This is a genomic window from Geobacillus thermodenitrificans subsp. thermodenitrificans DSM 465, assembly GCF_000496575.1.
Lineage (GTDB): Bacteria > Bacillota > Bacilli > Bacillales > Anoxybacillaceae > Geobacillus > Geobacillus thermodenitrificans.
In genome coordinates, this window is record NZ_AYKT01000008.1 from 20588 (window position 1) to 40302 (window position 19715).

General features: G+C 43.8%; 19 protein-coding genes and 1 pseudogene. 18 read left to right on the forward strand and 2 right to left on the reverse strand.

Translation table 11 applies throughout. The annotated features are described in order from the left end of the window. The first annotated feature begins 190 nt into the window (after window positions 1-190). Window positions 191-1432 (forward strand): dicarboxylate/amino acid:cation symporter, encoded by a 1242-nt coding sequence (locus DSM465_RS0109440; protein WP_029761223.1) that lies wholly within the window; start codon window positions 191-193, stop codon window positions 1430-1432. 86 nt (window positions 1433-1518) lie between these two features. Here the strand turns inward: DSM465_RS0109440 and DSM465_RS18930 are convergent, their stop codons facing one another. After that, window positions 1519-1650, reverse strand: a complete 132-nt coding sequence (locus DSM465_RS18930) for a Mur ligase domain-containing protein (RefSeq protein WP_230459218.1) — start codon at window positions 1648-1650, stop codon at window positions 1519-1521. Between the two features lie 228 nt (window positions 1651-1878). Between DSM465_RS18930 and DSM465_RS19430 the strand changes: the two genes are divergently transcribed. After that, on the forward strand, window positions 1879-2040 hold the full coding sequence (locus tag DSM465_RS19430) for a hypothetical protein (protein ID WP_008880018.1): 162 nt from the start codon (window positions 1879-1881) through the stop codon (window positions 2038-2040). A 301-nt stretch (window positions 2041-2341) separates the two neighbouring features. On the opposite strand, the pseudogene DSM465_RS20360 reads toward DSM465_RS19430, so the two are convergent. Next, window positions 2342-2728 (reverse strand): annotated as a pseudogene (locus DSM465_RS20360) (hypothetical protein); the annotation flags it as partial. A gap of 419 nt (window positions 2729-3147) precedes the next feature. On the opposite strand from DSM465_RS20360, the gene iolG (DSM465_RS0109455) reads away from it, so the two are divergent. The 16 genes from iolG (DSM465_RS0109455) (at window position 3148) to DSM465_RS20265 (ending at window position 19475) form a co-directional block, all read left to right on the forward strand. Beyond that, the gene (gene iolG, locus DSM465_RS0109455; protein WP_008880019.1) at window positions 3148-4200 is read left to right on the forward strand and encodes an inositol 2-dehydrogenase; all 1053 of its coding nucleotides are present in this window, start codon (window positions 3148-3150) and stop codon (window positions 4198-4200) included. A gap of 79 nt (window positions 4201-4279) precedes the next feature. After that, a complete protein-coding gene (locus DSM465_RS0109460; RefSeq protein WP_051358527.1) occupies window positions 4280-5269 on the forward strand; it encodes a Gfo/Idh/MocA family protein in 990 nt (329 codons plus the stop codon). Between the two features lie 242 nt (window positions 5270-5511). Beyond that, window positions 5512-7020: a sugar ABC transporter ATP-binding protein gene (locus tag DSM465_RS0109465; RefSeq protein WP_011887535.1), complete on the forward strand. Its 1509-nt coding sequence runs from the start codon at window positions 5512-5514 to the stop codon at window positions 7018-7020. Window positions 7021-7028: 8 nt separating this feature from the next. Beyond that, window positions 7029-8018, forward strand: a complete 990-nt coding sequence (locus DSM465_RS0109470; RefSeq protein WP_008880023.1) for an ABC transporter permease — start codon at window positions 7029-7031, stop codon at window positions 8016-8018. Between the two features lie 50 nt (window positions 8019-8068). Further along, window positions 8069-9025 carry a sugar ABC transporter substrate-binding protein gene (locus DSM465_RS0109475; protein ID WP_008880024.1) on the forward strand — a complete coding sequence of 319 codons (957 nt, stop codon included), beginning with the start codon at window positions 8069-8071 and terminating at the stop codon, window positions 9023-9025. A 45-nt stretch (window positions 9026-9070) separates the two neighbouring features. After that, on the forward strand, window positions 9071-10081 hold the full coding sequence (locus DSM465_RS0109480) for a LacI family DNA-binding transcriptional regulator (protein WP_029761226.1): 1011 nt from the start codon (window positions 9071-9073) through the stop codon (window positions 10079-10081). A gap of 239 nt (window positions 10082-10320) precedes the next feature. Next, entirely contained in the window at window positions 10321-11343 is a 1023-nt protein-coding gene (gene iolG / locus DSM465_RS0109485) for an inositol 2-dehydrogenase (RefSeq protein ID WP_029761227.1), read from the forward strand. Window positions 11344-11412: 69 nt separating this feature from the next. Next, complete coding sequence (iolD, locus tag DSM465_RS0109490; RefSeq protein ID WP_029761228.1) at window positions 11413-13332, forward strand: 3D-(3,5/4)-trihydroxycyclohexane-1,2-dione acylhydrolase (decyclizing); 1920 nt, start codon at window positions 11413-11415, stop codon at window positions 13330-13332. A gap of 83 nt (window positions 13333-13415) precedes the next feature. After that, window positions 13416-14312, forward strand: a complete 897-nt coding sequence (gene iolE, locus DSM465_RS0109495; protein WP_008880028.1) for a myo-inosose-2 dehydratase — start codon at window positions 13416-13418, stop codon at window positions 14310-14312. A 13-nt stretch (window positions 14313-14325) separates the two neighbouring features. Further along, window positions 14326-15150, forward strand: a complete 825-nt coding sequence (gene iolB, locus DSM465_RS0109500) for a 5-deoxy-glucuronate isomerase (protein WP_011887533.1) — start codon at window positions 14326-14328, stop codon at window positions 15148-15150. Between the two features lie 37 nt (window positions 15151-15187). Continuing rightward, on the forward strand, window positions 15188-16198 hold the full coding sequence (iolC, locus tag DSM465_RS0109505) for a 5-dehydro-2-deoxygluconokinase (RefSeq protein WP_029761229.1): 1011 nt from the start codon (window positions 15188-15190) through the stop codon (window positions 16196-16198). Between the two features lie 20 nt (window positions 16199-16218). Continuing rightward, window positions 16219-17679, forward strand: coding sequence for a CoA-acylating methylmalonate-semialdehyde dehydrogenase (locus DSM465_RS0109510; protein ID WP_008880031.1), 1461 nt, complete (start codon window positions 16219-16221; stop codon window positions 17677-17679). A 78-nt stretch (window positions 17680-17757) separates the two neighbouring features. Continuing rightward, on the forward strand, window positions 17758-18645 hold the full coding sequence (fba, locus tag DSM465_RS0109515) for a class II fructose-1,6-bisphosphate aldolase (protein WP_029761230.1): 888 nt from the start codon (window positions 17758-17760) through the stop codon (window positions 18643-18645). Window positions 18646-18821: 176 nt separating this feature from the next. Then, the gene (locus tag DSM465_RS19855; RefSeq protein ID WP_029761231.1) at window positions 18822-19004 is read left to right on the forward strand and encodes a hypothetical protein; all 183 of its coding nucleotides are present in this window, start codon (window positions 18822-18824) and stop codon (window positions 19002-19004) included. Beyond that, on the forward strand, window positions 19001-19144 hold the full coding sequence (locus DSM465_RS19860) for a transposase (RefSeq protein WP_230459219.1): 144 nt from the start codon (window positions 19001-19003) through the stop codon (window positions 19142-19144). The genes DSM465_RS19855 and DSM465_RS19860 overlap by 4 nt, the downstream gene beginning before the upstream one ends. Window positions 19145-19409: 265 nt before the next feature. Beyond that, window positions 19410-19475 (forward strand): hypothetical protein, encoded by a 66-nt coding sequence (locus DSM465_RS20265; RefSeq protein WP_327992886.1) that lies wholly within the window; start codon window positions 19410-19412, stop codon window positions 19473-19475. Window positions 19476-19715: the final 240 nt, after the last annotated feature.

Consider the following 19715-nt stretch of genomic DNA (forward strand, 5'->3'; position numbering starts at 1 on the left):
AATAAAGAGGAAAATTTATGTAAGCCAGTGATTTTCAAAATTGTGAAAAAGGTCTATATATGGAGAATACGTGATGAAAATCAAAAAGTGTAAATTTTTAAGAGAGCATGGAATGATTATTTAATAAGCTATAAAATAGATGCGTATATATCTCTTATCTACATCATATTGAAAAAAGGAGAATTAAAAAATGAAAAAGCTAAAAGCCTATCGTTTTTCTATTATCCTCCTATTATCCATTGCTATTGGTGCAATGATAGGGATAACTTTGAAAGAAAAAGCGGTCGTATTGAAACCGATTGGTGACGTTTTTCTCAATCTGTTATTTACGATCGTTGTTCCTTTGATTTTCTTTACGATTTCTTCTTCGATCGCGAATATGAATGGCGCGAAACGATTAGGAAAAATAATGAGCAGTATGTTAGGGACATTTCTTTTTACTGGGTTAGTTTCTGCCATTTATATGCTTATCATTGTCAAATTGGTTCCGCCAGCTGAAGGAGTTACACTAAAATTAGTGAAACCGGAAACACCTGAAGAAGTTAGTTTGGCAGAACAAATTGTCAAAACGTTTACAGTATCCGATTTTGTTGAGCTCTTTTCAAGAAGTAATATGTTGGCGCTTATCGTCATCTCCATTTTCGTCGGATTTGGTGCTCAATTGGCTGGCGAACGTGGAAAAGCATTTACAACATTCTTGACATCTGGATCTGAAGTAATGATGAAAGTCGTTTCTATTATAATGTATATCGCCCCAATTGGGCTGGGTGCCTATTTTGCTACTTTGATTGGAGAATACGGGCCGCTACTTTTAGGATCTTATGTGAAAGCTGGTGCTGCATATTATTTAGGTTCACTGGCGTATTTCTTTATCGCTTTTACTATTTATGCGTTTATGGCTGGAAGAAAACAAGGAGTAAAAATCTTTTGGAGAAATATGTTAACCCCTACGATTACTTCCCTGGCAACTTGCTCGAGTGCCGCTACCATTCCGGCGAACTTAGAAGCTTCGCAAAAAATGGGGGTTAATAAAGATATTCGCGAAACAGTGATTCCGCTCGGAGCAGCTTTACATAAAGATGGATCTGTAATGGGTGGGGTTTTGAAGATCGCATTTCTTTTTGGTATCTTCAATATGAATTTTTCGGGATTAGGAACGTTATCTCTTGTGATAGGTATTTCTTTATTGGTTGGTGTCGTAATGGGGGCAATTCCAAGTGGCGGAATGATCGGAGAAATGTTGATCCTAACGCTGTTTGGATTCCCTCCGGAAGCACTACCTATCATTGCTGCGATTAGCACCTTAATTGACCCACCTGCTACAATGTTGAATGCCAGTGGAGATAATGTTACAGCTATGATGGTCTCTCGTTTGGTTGAGGGGAAAAATTGGATAAAAACAGCGGAAAAAGTAGAATTAAAAGGAGCTTAAACAGCTCCTTTTAGTGTATTTCCGTACATGCATTCCCGATGATATATCGGCTTTGGAAAATGGGGGAATTTGAATGCCTCTTTGTTCTAATTTTTTTGAGTAAATAGTTCCTCTTTGATATCTGAACCTTGAACTTCATATCTATTATCGAATAAGATTTGCGCCAAGCTGTTCATTCTTGAACCTTTTATCCTGATGAAGTGAAATTTTTCTTTCAACACGTATTCCTCCAATGCTTGCGGAGATTTGAGATTCAACATTGAAAAGAAAAGGTTTTTCCTGAGTATTGACGAAAAAATAACTGATACACAAGAGAGGTGACAATATATTCAAACTTAAAATTTTAGAACCCAGAGAATTCTATGATTATCTAAAGCAAAAACATATTGAACAAAATGAGCAAATTTTTACTTTTTGCACATATCCAACATTGGAGGGTTAATAAGTTGAGATGGATTTTGGCTATCATATTGGTTTTGATTGGGGCTTTTTTGTTTTCATTGACCATTGATCAAATGAGCAATATAGGTCACATCATTATGAGAATTGTAGGATTTGGAAGTATTTTTGTTGCTGGTTTCATTGTTAGGGGGAAGAAAGAAGAATAATAAATAGTCAACTTTTTAATTAACAATGGTTTATTTAAGGAGACTGAAATAAAATGCGAAAACGCTTATACGGTTTTTTAGTATACACCCAATCAGGAGCAATTCTTGAACAAGATTGAATGTTCAACGAGGTGATCGCCGCTTTCAATATTCAAAACGAAGGGATGAGACGTTTCAACGTTGGGCAGCGGAGGGGGGGAGCTTGGTCTATTTCCTCTCAGTGGAGAGAATGATCCACACATCTCACGCCTTTAGTCGGGTGGAGTGTTAAAGTGACTTATTCTCCCAAGTCCGATAGTCACTAGGCAAACAAAATGCCTCTCGTCCCTTGATACAAAAGGAACGAGAGGCATTCGGGCGTGTGAGGGGAGATGCCTGGAATCTTCAGTGATGATTCTAGCCCTATAGCCGCAAAGAGTTGCGCTTATTTGGCTGTCAGTTCAACCCGTTGATACAGGTCGCTGTTTTTGGAAGAAAAATGTCCATGCATAAGACACTAGTGTTCGTCTCTGACATTTGGCCACGATTCATGAGTTTGGATTTCCGCGATCCGAACCAACAAGAGAGCCAGCCGACTAAGAAGGCATATGTGCTCGAATGCGGTCTTCCAAACGGATGAGCCATGCAGGCGTTGCTTGAGTGTCGACGTCAACATTCGAAAGGCCTGTTCGATATTCAACGGTTGCTTATCCTCTGACATCCTCAGACAAAAAAATGTGGTCCATCACGATGATCACATCCCCAAGCTTTTAGTCAATCAAGTCTTGTTTTACCTGTTTGACGTCATGTCCATTGTGTTGTCGCGCCATACCTAAGCGAGAATGAAGATTCCTTCCCACATGGTAGCTGGTCCAATAACGATTGAACCTGAGTAGGGGCGTTGATCTTTCGCAAATCCTTGCTTTTATTGCATTCCTTCAACAAGCTTGCATAGTCTCTTTTGAGCTAATTATCATTTAATTTTGAAAGTAGATGCAATTAGATATTGACTTCGAAATATTTCGATAAGTATAATAGCAGCAAGGAAAGCGTTTACCTAGAAAGCTACGTCTAGTTAGGGTAAGCGCTTAACCTAACAATGGATAAAATGTTAAAAGGCAGGTCAAGATGATGGAGAAAGTAAAAGTGGGGATTGTAGGTTTAGGGAGATTAGGTAGAAGGCATGCGGAAAATTTAGCGTTCAGAATTCCGAATTGTGAGTTATTGGCTGTTTGTAGTGTAAATGCGGAAGAAGTTGAACAGGTCCAACACGATTGGAATATTAAGTACGGTTATACGGATTTTGATAGGATGTTGGAAAATAAGGAGTTAGATGCCATTTTTATTTCGTCTCCGTCTGGGTTTCATTGTGAGCAAATTCAGAAGGCATTAAATGCAGGTTTTCATGTTTTTTGTGAGAAGCCGCTCGGATTATATTTAGAGGAAGCCTTGTTGGTTCAAGAGGTCGTTCGGAAGCACAAAGATAAGGTCTTTATGATTGGTTTCATGAGGAGATACGATAAGTCTTATGCTTATGCGAAAAAGAAAATTGAGGAAGGGAAAATTGGAGAGCCGATTTTAATTCGCTGTTATAGTCTTGATCCGGCGAAGGCAATTCGTGGGTTTATGCAGTTTGCAAAGAGTAATTACAGTGGTGGGTTGTTCTTGGATATGGCCATCCATGACTTGGATTTGGCTCGTTGGTACTTAGGGGCTGAGGCGAAACAAGTATGGGCTGTCGGAGGGGCTTATGCTCATCCGGAGTTTAGGGAACTAAATGACGCAGAAACTGGAGCTGTGTTAGTAAAGTTCGAAAACGATAAAATCGGTATTTTTGTTGCCGGCCGAAACTGTGCGCACGGGTACCATATCGAGACAGAAATCATTGGTACGAAAGGAACATTAAGGATCGGAACAATTCCTGAAAAAAATATGGTCACTGTCTTTGATGAAAACGGTGCTATCAAAGAATGCTCAGATGGGTTTTTAGAGAGATTTGAGCAGGCGTATTTAAGTGAGGCTGAAGAGTTCATTTCATGTATTAGGGAGAATAGACAGCCAAAGGTCACTGTAGAAGACGGGGTAATTTCAACAGCTCTTGGTTATGCATGTAAGAAATCATTTGAAACAGGAGAACTGGTTAATGTTGAATCTCTGATGAACACGGTTGCTTCCTCTTAAGTCTCAGACACTGCTTATAAGCACCTATATATGTGCTTATCAAAGACAACGCTATTACATAAACGGGAGGATAGATAGGGTGAGAATACGTTGGGGGATATTGGGTGCGGCTAATATTGCGTACGACCAACTAGTACCTGCATTACGTCGTTCCAACCGCGCCATAGTATCGGCTGTTGCTTCGAAAAGCAAGCGGAAGGTAGAACGGTTTCAAGTGCCGACCATCTATGAAAGCTATGAAGAACTGTTACAATCTCCAACCATAGATGCCGTTTATATTCCGCTTCCAAATGCTCTCCATGCTGAATGGGCAATAAAGGCGATGAATTGTGGAAAGCATGTTTTGCTAGAAAAACCTGCAGCGTTGACGGAGTCAGAGATGATAGAGATGAAGACGGCGGCCGAGAAAAACGGGGTCGTCTTTATGGAAGCATTTATGTATCAATTTCATAGACAGCATAAACGCATGAAAGAACTGCTTGAATCAGGGATTATAGGAGAATATCGACATGTAAAAGCGCATTTTTCATGGATGTTGCGGGATCGCGAGGACATACGATTGAAGCCGGAACTGGGCGGGGGAGCCATGCGCGATGTTGGATGTTACGGATTGCATGTTGTCACCCAAATCGTCGGCCTTAAGCCTATAAAGATTTCTATGTTTGGAAAGATTCATCCTGAATTCGGCGTTGATACTACATCAACTTGTACGTTGATTGATGAGAAAAATCGCACAGCAGAGATTTCTGCTTCGATGGAGCTACCGTTTATCAATCGTTATGAAATTATCGGTTCGAATGGTTCGATCATTGTGGATTCCGCTTTCCGCCCCGACGTGTCAAATGATGGGTTTGGTAAGATTACCGTAAGAGATGAAAATAGTCATGTGATTTTCTTTGAAAGAATTAAGGATGATCAATATTTAAACCAGGTAGAACATTTCCACGATTGCGTTCTCGAAAACAAAGAGCCGATATACAATGCTAGTCACTCGTTAGAAATGGCTCTTTATTTGGAAAAAGGCTATCAGTCACTTGAAAATCACTCGATAGTGATGGATGTGAAATAAAAATATAGAAAGCGCTTAATCTATCGTTAAAACGCATCACTTAGGAAAATAAAACTCACGTGTAACGCGAGCTATTTATGGGATCATTCTTTCTCGAAAACGGTTGATGGTTTAAAAATTCTAAAAAATACTTTTAAAAATAGTTGAAAAAGTAAGATAAGTTCATTTATAATTTAATCGTAAATAAGGAAAGCGCTTTCCTTAAGGGAGGATGTGGCAGATTGCCAGAAAGGGGTCAGTATATGGCAGTACGTACTGAGAGTCTCCTCGAAATGAAGGGCATCAAAAAAAGCTTTGATCAAAACCATGTGCTTAAAGGAATTGACCTTGATATCAAACCTGGCGAAGTTCATGTTTTGCTTGGTGAAAACGGTGCAGGAAAATCTACCCTTATCAAAATTTTAACGGGTGCTTATCAAAAAGATGCTGGTGAAATTTATTGGGAAGGAAAGCCCGTTAATCTTCAAACACCGATTGATGCTATGAGGTTAGGGATCGCTACCATTTATCAAGAGTTAAATGTCATTCCTCAACTCAAAGTTTACGAAAATATTTTCCTGGGCCGGGAATTAAAGCGCGGCGGCAAAATGTCCATGCTTGACCATAAGGCGATGCGGGAAGAAGCTAAACGATGTTTAGGAATGCTTGGACAAAGCCCGAATCTCGTTGATATGCAACTTGGAAAACTTGGGATAGGGCAGCAGCAACTCGTGGAGATTGCGAAAGCGCTCGCCTTTGATGCCAAGCTGATTATTATGGATGAACCTACTTCTAGTCTTAGTGCTCAAGAGGTAGAGCAGTTATATATGTGTGTGGAACAGTTGAAGAAAAAAGGAATCGCGATTTTGTTTATCTCACATAAACTTGAAGAGATTAAGAGATTAGGTGACCGAATTACGATTCTTCGAGATGGGTTTAAGATTGAAACAATGCCTGTGCAAACAACGGATCCTGATTATTGGATTGAATTGATGGTCGGTCGTTCATTGGATGAGAAATTTCCGAAGCAAACCTTTACACTCGGCAAGGAAGGATTCAGAGTCGAGGGTCTAGAGGTTGCGGGGGCTCCGGAGCCGGTCGGGTTCAGTGTTCGATACGGTGAAATTGTTGGCATCGCTGGACTTGTTGGTGCTGGACGTACTGAACTTGCTCGGGCGATATTTGGAGCCGATCCGAGTCGCAATGGAAAGATTTTTATTGATGGCAAGGAAGTGAAGATCAAATCTCCACGCGATGCCATTGATGCGGGGATCGCCTTGATTACAGAAGACCGAAAAGGGGAGGGGCTTCTCCTCGATCAAACGCTAGATTTTAACATTACGATGGCGAATATGAAAAAATTCGCCAAAAAATCGAGGTTAATCGATTTAAAAGGAATTCGTGAGGAAGCGAAACGGTTTATTAAGGAATTAAAGATTCGCCCGGATAACATTGAGCTCAAAGCTCGTAACTTGAGCGGAGGCAATCAGCAAAAAGTGGTTATTGCTAAGTGGTTGTGTACAAAGGCGAAAGTGTTTATTTTTGATGAACCCACAAGAGGGATTGATGTCGGGGCGAAGGTAGAAGTGTACCGTTTAATGAATGAATTAGTGGAGAATGGTGCTATTGTTATTATGATTTCTTCAGAGCTTCCCGAAATTCTCGGGATGTGCGACCGAGTCCTTGTCATGAGAGAAGGCAAAATAACCGCCGATTTACCGATTGGGGAGGCTACTCAAGAACGGATTATGAAAGCGGCTACAGGAGCGTGAGAATAGGTATGAGTCAAGTGGTAGTGAAAACAAAAAATGAAGTAATGAATGGCACGCTTAAGCGGGTGTTAAGCAAGTTTGGACCACTGATCGGCCTCATCTTGTTAATCATGGTGCTGACGGTCCTATCTCCTAAATTCTTAACGGTCAATAATGTAATGAATATCGCTCGCCAGTCGTCCATCAATGCTCTATTGGCAATTGGTATGCTTCTTCCGATATTAACAGCAGGGATTGATTTGTCTGTCGGTTCATTGCTCGCCCTTTCGATTATGATGATGGGGATTGTTACTGTAAACATGGGAATGTCCCCGTTTTTAGGGATTTTAGTTTGTCTCGCAGTTGGTGCAGGGTTCGGCTGGTTGAATGGTATTTTATTAACGAAATTACGTTTGCCACATCCGTTTATTTCAACGCTCGGTACGATGAATATTGCTCGGGGTATAGCTCTCATCGTTACGGGAGCAGCTCCAATTGCCGGTTTTCCTTATGCCATTCAATTTCTTGGTCGTGAATTCGTTGGTCCGATTCCGGTGAGCTTTTTGCTTGTCATCGTGGTGTATGTGATCTTCCATATTTTCTTAACGAGAACACAGACAGGGCGTTATATTTATGCCATTGGGGGGAATCCAGAAGCTGCCCGTCTGTCAGGTATCAATGTGGATCGAGTATTAATTATTGTCTATACCATCAGCGGTTTAATGGCGGGACTTGCCGGTCTCGTTATGGTTGGACGTGTTAACTCTGCTTTCCCTCTTGCCGGCCTTTCTTATGAACTTGATGCGATTGCAGCTGTGATTATTGGAGGCGCCAGTTTCATGGGCGGGGTTGGCACTGTATGGGGGACATTAATTGGTGCCTTGATTATTGCGGTTCTCAGAAATGGACTTAACCTTTTGAACGTCCCAGCTGATTTCCAAATGACCGTAATCGGAACGGTAATCATTGCCGCTGTATTTGTAGATGTTCTTCGACAACGGAAGAGCAAAAAGGCTTAAATACCATTTTCGCTAGGGCAAAAAAATGGAAAATGAGGAGGATTTATTTTATGATAAAAAAGAAAACAAAGTTGTTCAGCACAGCAGTTGTCTTAACTTGTATGGCTCTTTTGGCCGGGTGCGGTGGTTCTAAAGGGGCAAGCGGGGGCGGAGGCGAGGAACGAGTCGCGGTTGTTTTGAAAACGTTATCTAGCCCTTACTGGAAATATGTCGAGGCTGGAGCAAAGGCTGCAGGTAAAGAACTTGGTGTGGATGTGACTGTTGTCGGGCCAAATGCAGAGTCCGAAGTGATGCAGCAAATCAACATGATCGAAGATCAATTGAACCAGTCACCCGGTGCGCTTGTCGTCTCTCCGTCGCAACCGGATACAGTAGTGCCTGTATTAGAAACTGCGACTGTTCCAGTTCTTCTTATAGATACGGATGCCAAGCTCAAAAATAAAACAAGCTTTATTGGTACTGAAAACTATGAGGCAGGGTATGAAGGCGGGAAGTTACTCTCTTCGCTGCTTCAAAAAGGAGATAAAGTAGCGATCATTTCAGGTGCCCTCGGAAATACAGCGACGGATGAACGTGTGAAAGGAGCCAAAGCCGCTCTCGAAGAGGCAGGGATGGTGATTGTTGCTGAGCAACCTGCTGATAGTGATAAAACAAAAGCGATGTCTGTCATGGAAAATATCCTGCAGAAAAATAACGATGTAAAAGGTGTATTCGCTGCAAATGACGATATGGCCCTTGGGGTTTTACGTGCAGTTGAAGCGAAAGGGCTAGACGTTAAAGTGATTGGTACAGACGGGACTTTAGAGGCAGTGGAATCGATTTTGGATGGAAAACTGGCCGGTACGATTGCGCAAAACCCGTATAAGATGGGATATGAAGGCGTGAAAAATGCACTAGCCGCTATTAATGGCGAAAAAGTTGACAAACGTATCAATAGCGGTGTTGAAGTGATCACGAAAGACAACGCTCAAGAGAAATTAGAATTTCTCAAAACGATATCAAAATAGGTATATTTGGAAGGGAAAGGATTATCTAAGGGGTTTGAACATATTATGAGACCTACTATTTACGATGTAGCTGAACGAGCAGGTGTATCGATAGCGACCGTATCAAAAGTACTTAATAATACGGGGAATATTAGTGATCGAACCAAAAAAAAGGTTATAAAGGTCATGCAGGAGCTTGGATACCACCCGAACAGTTTGGCTGCAGCGTTAACCGGTAAAAAAACATTTACAATTGGTGTGTTAGTTCCTGATATCGCTAACCCATTTTTTGCTGAGGTCTCCCGGGCATTAGAGAATTATGCCCGGGAAACCGGATATGCGATTATATTGTGCAGTACTGACTATCAGCTCGAACGGGAACAGTATTATCTTGATCTTCTTATGAAAAAACAGGTGGATGGCATTATCATTGCTACAGAACCAAAGGATCTAAATGCCTTCCAGACACTCCAATCAAGAGATATTCCATTTTTGATGTTTTCTATTGATCATCTCGCCTTATCTTCGCATGTAGTTACTACTGATGATATAAGGGGAGGGTATCTTGCCGGGCGTTATCTACTAGATAAAGGGCATCGCCGTTTGGCCATCATTGCAGAGTTAAATCGCCCGAGCGGACGCCTGAGATTGGAAGGGTTTAGAAGAGCTCTTTCTGATCACGGAATTGAATTGGATCAACGTTTCATTATTAACTCTATTTCTAAAATTGAAGATGCAAAGATAGCGTCACAAAAAATTCTTCATCTGCCGGAAAGACCGACAGCTGTCTTTGCGACAACAGATTTAATTGCTGTGGTTTTTATGAACGAAGCTCGAAAGACAAATGTATCAGTTCCGGAAGATATTTCTGTCATTGGGTTTGATAATACGATCCATGCAGAAATTGCAGATCCCGGGTTAACGACGATTGCCCAGCCGATTGATGAGTTGGCTCGCTATGCTATCTATAAGTTACTCGAGTCCATTGAAAACCCTCAAATCCCAAGTCATCGGATTATGCTGACACCATCTCTAATTGAACGGGAGTCAGTAAAGGATTTAAACGGTCATTGTTAGTACCATGAAAATAGCACCGATATGTATATTCGGTGTCTTTATTTTCACAAATAAGTAAAGCGCTTACCCTTTGTTCCCTCCCTCGATCTGTTTAAAAGAACGAGAAGTTGGAGGTGAATTTTTAAGAAAGTTTGAATTTGACTTGATATTCTGTATAGAGGTTGTATAATAATGTTAGGAAAGCGCTTAACTCTAATACCCCCGGTTGTGAAATCGCTTTTATAAAGGAGGATCAGTCTATGGCATTGACTGTAGGGGTAATCGGTGCGGGGAGAATTGGGAAATTGCATGTAGACAATTTGCGATTAATCCCGCAAGTTCGTGTAAAGAGTGTTTCAGACGTTGCGATTAACCACCTTGATTCATGGGCAAAGGAAAAGCAAGTTGAAGTATTAACAAGTGATTACCGCGATATATTAAATGACCCGGAAATTGATGCTGTGTTTATTTGCTCCCCAACAAATACGCATGCAACCATTATTAAGGAGGCTGCTGTAGCGGGAAAACATATTTTTTGTGAAAAACCCGTTAGCTTTACGGTGGAGGAAACGAAAGAAGCGCTTGAGGTAGTTGAAAAAACTCAAGTAAAGCTTCAAGTCGGATTTAATCGTCGATTTGACCCGAATTTCCGTAAAATTCGGGAACTTGTCCAAAATGGAACAATCGGCGAGCCGCATATTTTACGTATTACCTCGAGAGATCCCGAACCGCCAAGTATTGACTACATAAAGTCGTCAGGTGGACTGTTTATGGATATGATGATTCACGACTTTGATATGGCCCGTTACATTATGGGAAGTGAAGTCGTAGAAGTGTCCGCTTACGGAGCGGTGTTAGTAGATCCAGCGATAGGGGAAGCGGGAGATATCGATACAGCAGTGGTGACGTTGAAATTTGCCAACGGAGCACTTGGGGTCATTGACAATAGCCGCCAAGCTGTTTACGGATACGATCAACGCTTAGAGGTTTTCGGAAGCAAAGGAGCTGCACGAGCGGACAATAACCGTCCTACAAATGTCGAGGTTTCTACTGCTGAACATGTTTTAAAAGATAAACCGTTGTACTTTTTCTTAGAACGTTATACACAGGCTTATATCCATGAGGTAGCGGAGTTTGTAAAGGCTATCCTTCATAATGAACCTGTGATCTGCAGTGGTTTTGATGGGTTGCAGGCACAACGGATTGCCGAAGCGGCGAAAAAATCGCTAGAAACCGGTGTACCGGTGAAGCTAGAAGAAGTTAATCCAGCAGCTGCTATCTAATCGTTGTTGGTGAAAGCGGATTCGTAGAGAACCTATATTCCGGACAATGGAAGAGGAGGTTAGAAAATAGTGAGTACCATTCGGTTAACCACTGCACAAGCTCTTGTTAAATTTTTGAATAATCAATATGTAGAGTTTGATGGGAAACAACAAAGATTTGTAAAAGGAATCTTTACTATTTTTGGTCATGGCAATGTGCTTGGTCTCGGTCAAGCACTTGAAGAAGATCCGGGGGAATTAGAAGTATATCAAGGGCGAAATGAACAGGGAATGGCTAACGCGGCGATTGCATTTGCAAAACAAAAAAACCGTAAGCAAATTATGGCCGCTACTTCATCTGTCGGTCCTGGTGCAGCGAATATGGTCACATCCGCCGCAACAGCAACGGCAAATAATATCCCAGTACTTTTGCTTCCTGGTGATGTATTTGCAACTCGTCAGCCTGATCCCGTTTTACAACAAATTGAACACACGCATGATTTGTCTATATCTACCAATGATGCTTTCCGTGCAGTTAGCAAGTATTGGGATCGTGTTTGCCGTCCGGAGCAACTCATGTCTGCCATGTTGAATGCCATGCGTGTTTTGACAAATCCCGCTGATACAGGTGCTGTAACCATCGCTCTTCCTCAAGATGTTCAGGGAGAAGCATGGGATTTTCCTGAAAGCTTTTTTGCCAAGCGTGTCCATCGGATTGAACGTCGACAACCGTCTCTCGAAAGTGTTCGAGATGCAGTGAAACTCATTCGTTCCAAGAAAAAGCCGTTGCTCGTTTTAGGTGGTGGCGTTCGTTATTCAGAGGCAGCTGACGCTTTCGTGAAATTTGCAGAAAAGTTCAACATTCCGTTTGCTGAAACGCAAGCTGGAAAAGGTACGATTGAAAGCTCTCACCCTCTTAATCTAGGAGGAATAGGGGTGACGGGGAACTTAGCGGCTAACACCATTGCCAAACAGGCGGATTTAATTATTGGAGTCGGTACTCGTTTCACGGATTTTACGACTGCTTCTAAACAGTTGTTCAGCAGTGCGGAAATTTTAACGATCAATGTTTCAGAATTCCATGCGTCGAAATTAGACGCGGTGAAGGTAGTTGCTGATGCAAAGGCTGGACTTGAGGCCATAGCTGAAGCGTTGGAAGATTATGTTTCTGCTTATGGAAATGAGATTTCCGAAGCGAAGCAAGCATGGAACAGAGAATTAGAACGTCTTTGCTCTGTTGCCTATGGAGAAAACTTTACACCGGAAATTGCTGGCCACTTAGATGAAAAACTGCCTGAATATAGAGAAGCGTTTGGTTCGGAATTGACACAAACCGGCGTAATTGGCAAAGTCAATGAATTGATTGATGATGACGCTGTGATTGTAGGGGCTTCGGGCAGCCTTCCTGGTGACTTGCAGCGAATGTGGGTGTGCAAAGACCGCAATACCTATCATATGGAATATGGTTATTCTTGCATGGGCTACGAAATCGCTGGGGCGTTTGGTGTCAAGCTTGCTGAACCGGATAAAGAAGTGTATGCAATGGTTGGAGATGGAAGCTTTTTAATGCTCCACTCTGAACTGGTAACAAGCCTGCAGGAAGGGCAGAAAATTAATATTATCTTGTTTGATAACTCTGGGTTTGGATGTATCAACAACTTGCAAATGGAAAATGGCATGGGCAGCTTTGTTACCGAATTCCGTAAACGGAACCTGGAGACCGGGCAACTCGATGGGCCTATTATGACGATTGATTATGCAAAAGTGGCAGAGGGCTATGGTCTAAAAACATATTCTGTCCGTACAATGGAAGAACTTGAGACGGCTCTTATCGACTCCAAAAAGCAATCCATCAGCACACTCATCGATATTAAAGTGCTGCCTAAAACAATGACACATGGCTATGGATCTTGGTGGCACGTTGGCGTTGCAGAAGTGTCGACAAAAGAAAGTGTTCAAGCTGCCTATCGAAATAAACAAGAAAATCTTAAACTAGCACGCAAATACTGATATAGCATGCGCTGCAAATAGGGATTAAAGGGGGGAGTTAGAGTTCTGTCCGCAGCTTAGAAGAAAACGGAGGGAAGGGGAATATGTTCAAAGAAAACAAAGTGAAGCTTGGTATTGCTCCAATTGGGTGGACGAATGATGATATGCCTGAGCTGGGGGGTGAGATTACATTTGAGCAGTGTATTAGTGAAATGGCGCTCGCCGGTTTTGTTGGTTGTGAAGTCGGCAATAAATATCCCCGTGATACAAAGATTTTGAAAAAGGCCTTATCCTTACGGGGCTTAAGTATCGCCAGTGCTTGGTTTAGCGCTTTTTTGACCTCAAAACCATTTGAGGAAACAGCGGAAGCATTTAAAGCACACCGAGATTTTTTATATGAAATGGGCGCAAAAGTCATTGTTGTTTCTGAACAAGGTAACAGCATCCAAGGACAAATGGAAACACCATTGTTTGATAAAAAGCCAGTTTTTACGGAAGAGGAATGGGATCTACTGATCGATGGGTTAAATCGCCTCGGTGATCTGGCTGCAGAAAAGGGAATGAACATTGTCTATCACCATCATATGGGGACGGGTATTCAGACCACAGAGGAGATTGACCGCTTAATGGAGGAAACAGATCCAAAAAAGGTGTCACTTCTTTATGATACAGGCCACCTTGTCTTCTCAGGGGAGGATCATTTACATGTCCTAAATAAGCATATAAATCGTATTCGTCATGTTCATCTCAAGGATGTACGAATCGAGGTCGCGAATAAGGTTCGCGAGGAAAAAATGAGCTTCTTGCAGGCGGTGAAAGCTGGAGTATTTACTGTGCCTGGCGATGGTGTGATTGATTTTAAACCAGTATTCGAAGCATTAGATGCCGCCGGCTATGAAGGATGGTTTGTTGTAGAGGCAGAACAGGATCCAGCCATAGCGAATCCGTTTGAATATGCGTTAAAGGCACGCCAATACATTCGTGAAACATGCGGTTTATAAAGGAGATGAAATGATGAGCCGATTCATTATTTCCAGCCATTCGCCGAATGAAGAGGGGAACGTCGTCCGCGTAACGCCGGAATCGGCGGGATGGGAGTATGTTGGATTTGAAGTGTATGCGTTAACAAAAGGACAAACATTGCGAAAAGAGACGATCGATCAGGAAGCCTGCCTTGTTCTTCTCAAAGGAAAAGCTAACATACACACAAGACATGAACGGTGGGAAAATATTGGATTGAGAATGGATGTTTTTGAGAAAATTCCGCCATACTCCGTCTATGTCCCGTCCAATGATGTTTATGAAGTTCAAGCATTGACTGATTTGGAATTGGCCGTTTGTTTAGCGCCAGGGAAGGGAACGTATCCAGCCCGTTTGATTCCGCCAAGCGAAGTAGGAGTGGAAATGCGCGGGGCGGGAAACATTGAACGGCGGATACATAATATTCTTCCGGAGTCTAAACCGGCTGACAGCTTGCTTGTCGTTGAGGTATTTACGCCGGAAGGAAACTGGTCGAGTTACCCACCGCATAAACATGACCAACACAATTTGCCGCATGAATCTTATTTAGAGGAAACGTATTATCATCAAATCAATCCGGACCATGGTTTTATGGTGCAACGGGTCTATACTGATGACCGTTCCATTGATGAAACGATGGTCGTGAAAAACGGAGATGTTGTTTTGGTGCCGAAAGGCTATCACCCGGTTTCGGCTCCCCCGGGTTATGAGGGGTATTACTTAAACGTCATGGCCGGGCCCGTACGGACGTGGAAGTTCCGCAATGATCCGGACCATGAGTGGGTGATGGAAAGCAAACTCGCGGCCAAACAGAAGTAGAAACGATCTAAAAAGACGACAGGAAAGAGGCGGTTCGATGAATTTACTCCCATTTGACGAGCAAAAACCGTTGGATTTTATCGCTGTCGGCCGACTATGCATCGATTTAAATGCCAATGAGATTCACCGGCCGATGGAAGAAACGGTGACGTTTACGAAATATGTCGGCGGATCTCCGGCGAATATTGCCATCGGCATGGCCCGGCTTGGCATGAAAACAGGGTTTATCGGCCGAGTGGCCGACGACCAAATGGGCCGATTTATCGTTCAATACTTAAAAAACAATGGCATTGATACATCCCATGTCATTACCGACAAGTCCGGCAGTGTAACAGGCTTGGCGTTCACCGAGATTAAGAGTCCGACCGACTGCAGCATCCTCATGTATCGCGATAATGTCGCTGATTTGAAACTGGAACCGAACGACATTCATGAAGACTATATTCGGCAGGCAAAATGCTTATTGATTTCCGGGACGGCTTTGGCGAAAAGCCCGTCAAGAGAAGCGGTGTTTTTAGCGTTGGAATATGCAAGACGCCATGGAGTCGTTGTCTTTTTCGATTTGGATTATCGCCCTTATACGTGGCAATCCAAAGAGGAAACGGCGATTTATTACAACTTGGCCGCCGAAAAATGCGACGTGATCATCGGCACGAGAGAAGAATTTGACATGATGGAGCAGTTTGCTGTTCATCAGCATGATGACGAGAAAACGGCGCAAAAATGGTTTGATTATCACGCGAAAATCGTCGTCATTAAACATGGCAAAGATGGATCGATCGCCTATACGAAAACAGGGGAAACGTTTGTCGGTACGATTTTTCCGGCGAATATTGTCAAAACGTTTGGAGCAGGCGATTCTTACGCTGCTGGGTTTATCTACGGATTAATGAATGGATGGCCGATTCCAAAGGCGATGGAATATGGTGCAGCTGCTGCTTCGATTGTCATCTCGAGCCATAGTTGTTCCGATGCAATGCCGACGTTAGATCAAATTGAACAGTTCATTCAACAACATAAAAGCAGCTCGACCGCTGCAAAATCATAAATGAAAGGGGATCGACGAACATGACAATGACAACGGGAGTACAAACTTTAAAAAACTATATTGGTGGGCAATGGGTGGAATCTCGTTCTGCGAAGACAGAAGCGGTTCCAAACCCTGCGACAGGCGAAGTGCTCGCTTACGTTCCGATTTCGACCCGCGAGGATTTGGATCGTGCGGTTGCGGCAGCAAAAGAAGCGTTCAAGACATGGAGCAAAACGCCAGTGCCGCGCCGGGCGCGAATCTTATTCAAATACCAGCAGTTGCTTGTTGAACATTGGGAAGAGCTGGCCCGGTTGGTGACGTTAGAAAACGGCAAAAGCTACAACGAAGCCTATGGGGAAATTCAGCGCGGAATTGAATGCGTAGAATTTGCGGCAGGTGCGCCGACGCTCATGATGGGAAGACAACTTCCTAGCATTGCGACCGGCATTGAATCAGGAATGTACCGTTATCCAATTGGTGTCGTTGGGGGCATCACGCCGTTTAACTTCCCAATGATGGTGCCTTGCTGGATGTTCCCGCTAGCGATTGCGTGCGGAAACACGTTCGTCCTAAAACCGTCCGAACGCACACCGATGTTGGCCAATCGTCTAGCTGAACTTTTTAAAGAAGCCGGGCTTCCAGATGGAGTACTCAACATCGTTCACGGGGCGCATGATGTCGTGAACGGACTTTTGGAGCATCCAGATGTGAAGGCGATCTCGTTCGTCGGTTCCCAACCAGTCGGCGAGTATGTGTACAAAACAGCAGCGGCTCATGGCAAACGCGTTCAGGCGTTGACAGGAGCGAAAAACCATTCGATTGTCATGCCGGATGCAGACTTGAAAGTGGCTGTCCGTGAAATTATTAATGCGGCGTTCGGCTCGGCTGGAGAGCGGTGCATGGCGGCGTCGGTCGTTGTCGCGGTTGGGGACATTGCTGATGAATTAGTTGAGAGATTAGTAGCGGCCGCAAATGAAATTAAGATAGGCAACGGATTGGAGGAGAGCGTCTTTTTAGGCCCGGTCATTCGCGAAGCTCATAAACAACGGACGGTCAACTATATTGAACTGGGAGAAAAAGAAGGAGCTATTTTAGTGCGCGACGGGCGAAAAGATGCTGCTGTCCAAGGCGAGGGATACTTTATCGGACCGACCATCTTTGACCGAGTCACCACCGACATGACGATTTGGAAAGATGAAATTTTTGCTCCTGTTCTTTCGATTGTGCGGGTTAGCACGTTGGATGAAGCCATTGAAGTGGCCAACAAGTCTCCATTTGCCAACGGGGCATGCATTTACACAAGAGATGGCGGAAATGTCCGTAAGTTCCGTGATGAAATCGATGCCGGGATGTTAGGGGTCAACTTAGGGGTCCCAGCACCGATGGCCTTCTTCCCGTTCTCTGGGTGGAAGAATTCGTTCTACGGCGATCTTCACGCTAACGGCATGGACGGTGTGGAGTTTTATACACGTAAGAAAATGCTCACTGCTCGCTGGTAAGAGCGATGGAAAAACGATCAGGCGCCTTAGGGCGCTTGATGCTTTTTCACGAATGTGTAAACAGAAAGGGGAATCGAAATGCCGCTTGTCTCAATGAAGGAAATGTTACAATGTGCTTTACAGGGAAACTATGCTGTCGGCCATTTTAACGTGAACAACTTAGAATTCGCCCAAGCCATTCTCCTAGGGGCCGAAGAAGAGGAAGCACCCGTCATTTTGGCTGTGAGTCCGGGATATATCGGGCATCTTGGTGGACTTGGGACGGCAGCGGCCATGGTTAAAGAACTCGTGAAAGAATACCGCATTACTGTACCTGTCGCTCTCCATTTAGACCACGGCTCCTCCTATGAGCAATGCCTCGAAGCGATGGAAGCTGGGTTTACATCCGTGATGATTGATGCTTCCCATTTCCCTTTGGAAGAAAATATTTCGATGACAAAAAAAGTTGTTGAGGCGGCTCGGTTTTTTGGTGTCTCCGTTGAAGCAGAGGTCGGAAGAATCGGAGGACAAGAGGATGACGTAGTGGTCGATGAAGCGGAAGCGATGTACGCCATTCCGGAAGAATGTGAGCGGTTAGTCAAAGAAACCGGAGTCGACTGCCTAGCACCGGCATTAGGTTCGGTTCACGGTCCGTATAAAGGGAAACCGAAATTAGGATTTGCGCAAATGGAACAAATCCAGCGCTTAACTGGCGTGCCGCTTGTGCTGCATGGAGGAACAGGAATCCCCTTGGAGGATATTCGCAGAGCCATTTCGTTAGGAACAGCTAAAATTAACGTCAACACGGAAAATCAATTGGCGTTTACTAGGGGAGTTCGTTCTTTACTCAATGAGAATAACGGCCTGTATGATCCGAGAAAATACCTTGGGGCAGGAAGAGAAGAAGTAAAACAGACCGTAAGACAAAAAATTCGCGAATTCGGTTCGGTAGGGAAAGCAAAAGAAGGGGTGTTGTTTTCATTGTAAAAAGAACGATGCACAAGCTGTCACGCCGGAAGCCAAGCGGTTCGAACAGGCGCAAAGCCCGCTGAAAAGGGGCCAAGCTTCATGAGAAAATCACCAACTGCCGGAACGATTCCCCGAACAAACTGTCCACCCGCTTGATCGGCGAAAATCAAGTAGTGTGCATGGAGGACTTGTGCGTGCCGAACATGCAGAAGAATCGCAAACTGGCCAAACGCATTTCCGATTCCGCATGGGGGACGATCGCTCAGGGGAGTGGAATATATAGCGAAATGGTACGGGCGGACGGTGATCCGTGTCGGCTGCACGTTTTCATCGAGTTAATGGTGCTCGTGGCTGCGGGCATTGGCAGGTGGAGGTGAAATCGTTCAACATCCGTTCGAGGGCGTGCCGAAACTGCGGAGTCGAACGCGACCGGGATCACAACGCTGCTCGAAATATTTTGCAGGAAGGGCTTCGTTTGCAGTTATTGAACTGCGGGACGCACAGGGTGGTTTGGTGAACCGCCTGCCGTAGGGTGGAAGTTCCCAAGAATCTCTCACTTCTAGGTGTTAGCGTAGGCGGGCGAGCGTTCAATGTCTAGAAGGGGCGGATAACCCAGAACCGTTATATGCGATTTCCCTTCCGAGAACTTCAATACTACAAGCACAATTTGATGAGCGTTTGCTCGGAGGAATGGTAAAAAGAGCAGGTCAAGCGATTCTGATTGGGACGGAGGATTATATCGAAATACTCCACCTACTGCCAAACCGTTCGAGTTTACAGCTATCCCTTATTACGTATGGGATAACCGGCAGCCGGGTCAAATGATTGTCTGGATTCCTGAAGCATAACAAGATAGTAGAGGGAGTCACGACAAAGGGTGTTTGCTCCTTCTCAGAGAAACAAGAGATATAGAATTATGAATCTGTTGATACGTATATTGTATATTTATAGTAGTGACAAAGGGGTGTCTCGCTGCTTTTGAGACACCCCTTTTGTTTTGGATTTTGATGCTAAGACATGACACATGAATAAGGAGCGCTTCCACTTCCCCTATTGCACTTAGAATAAACGTCACCTATACTTAGGGA

Bases quoted from the DNA above. Each gene is read 5' to 3' on its own strand.
- DSM465_RS0109440 (WP_029761223.1), top strand. From the start codon at position 191: ATGAAAAAGCTAAAAGCCTATCGTTTTTCTATTATCCTCCTATTATCC.
- iolG (WP_008880019.1), top strand. From the start codon at position 3,148: ATGATGGAGAAAGTAAAAGTGGGGATTGTAGGTTTAGGGAGATTAGGT.
- DSM465_RS0109465 (WP_011887535.1), top strand. From the start codon at position 5,512: ATGGCAGTACGTACTGAGAGTCTCCTCGAAATGAAGGGCATCAAAAAA.
- DSM465_RS0109470 (WP_008880023.1), top strand. From the start codon at position 7,029: ATGAGTCAAGTGGTAGTGAAAACAAAAAATGAAGTAATGAATGGCACG.
- DSM465_RS0109475 (WP_008880024.1), top strand. From the start codon at position 8,069: ATGATAAAAAAGAAAACAAAGTTGTTCAGCACAGCAGTTGTCTTAACT.
- DSM465_RS0109480 (WP_029761226.1), top strand. From the start codon at position 9,071: ATGAGACCTACTATTTACGATGTAGCTGAACGAGCAGGTGTATCGATA.
- iolG (WP_029761227.1), top strand. From the start codon at position 10,321: ATGGCATTGACTGTAGGGGTAATCGGTGCGGGGAGAATTGGGAAATTG.
- iolE (WP_008880028.1), top strand. From the start codon at position 13,416: ATGTTCAAAGAAAACAAAGTGAAGCTTGGTATTGCTCCAATTGGGTGG.
- iolB (WP_011887533.1), top strand. From the start codon at position 14,326: ATGAGCCGATTCATTATTTCCAGCCATTCGCCGAATGAAGAGGGGAAC.
- iolC (WP_029761229.1), top strand. From the start codon at position 15,188: ATGAATTTACTCCCATTTGACGAGCAAAAACCGTTGGATTTTATCGCT.
- DSM465_RS0109510 (WP_008880031.1), top strand. From the start codon at position 16,219: ATGACAATGACAACGGGAGTACAAACTTTAAAAAACTATATTGGTGGG.
- fba (WP_029761230.1), top strand. From the start codon at position 17,758: ATGCCGCTTGTCTCAATGAAGGAAATGTTACAATGTGCTTTACAGGGA.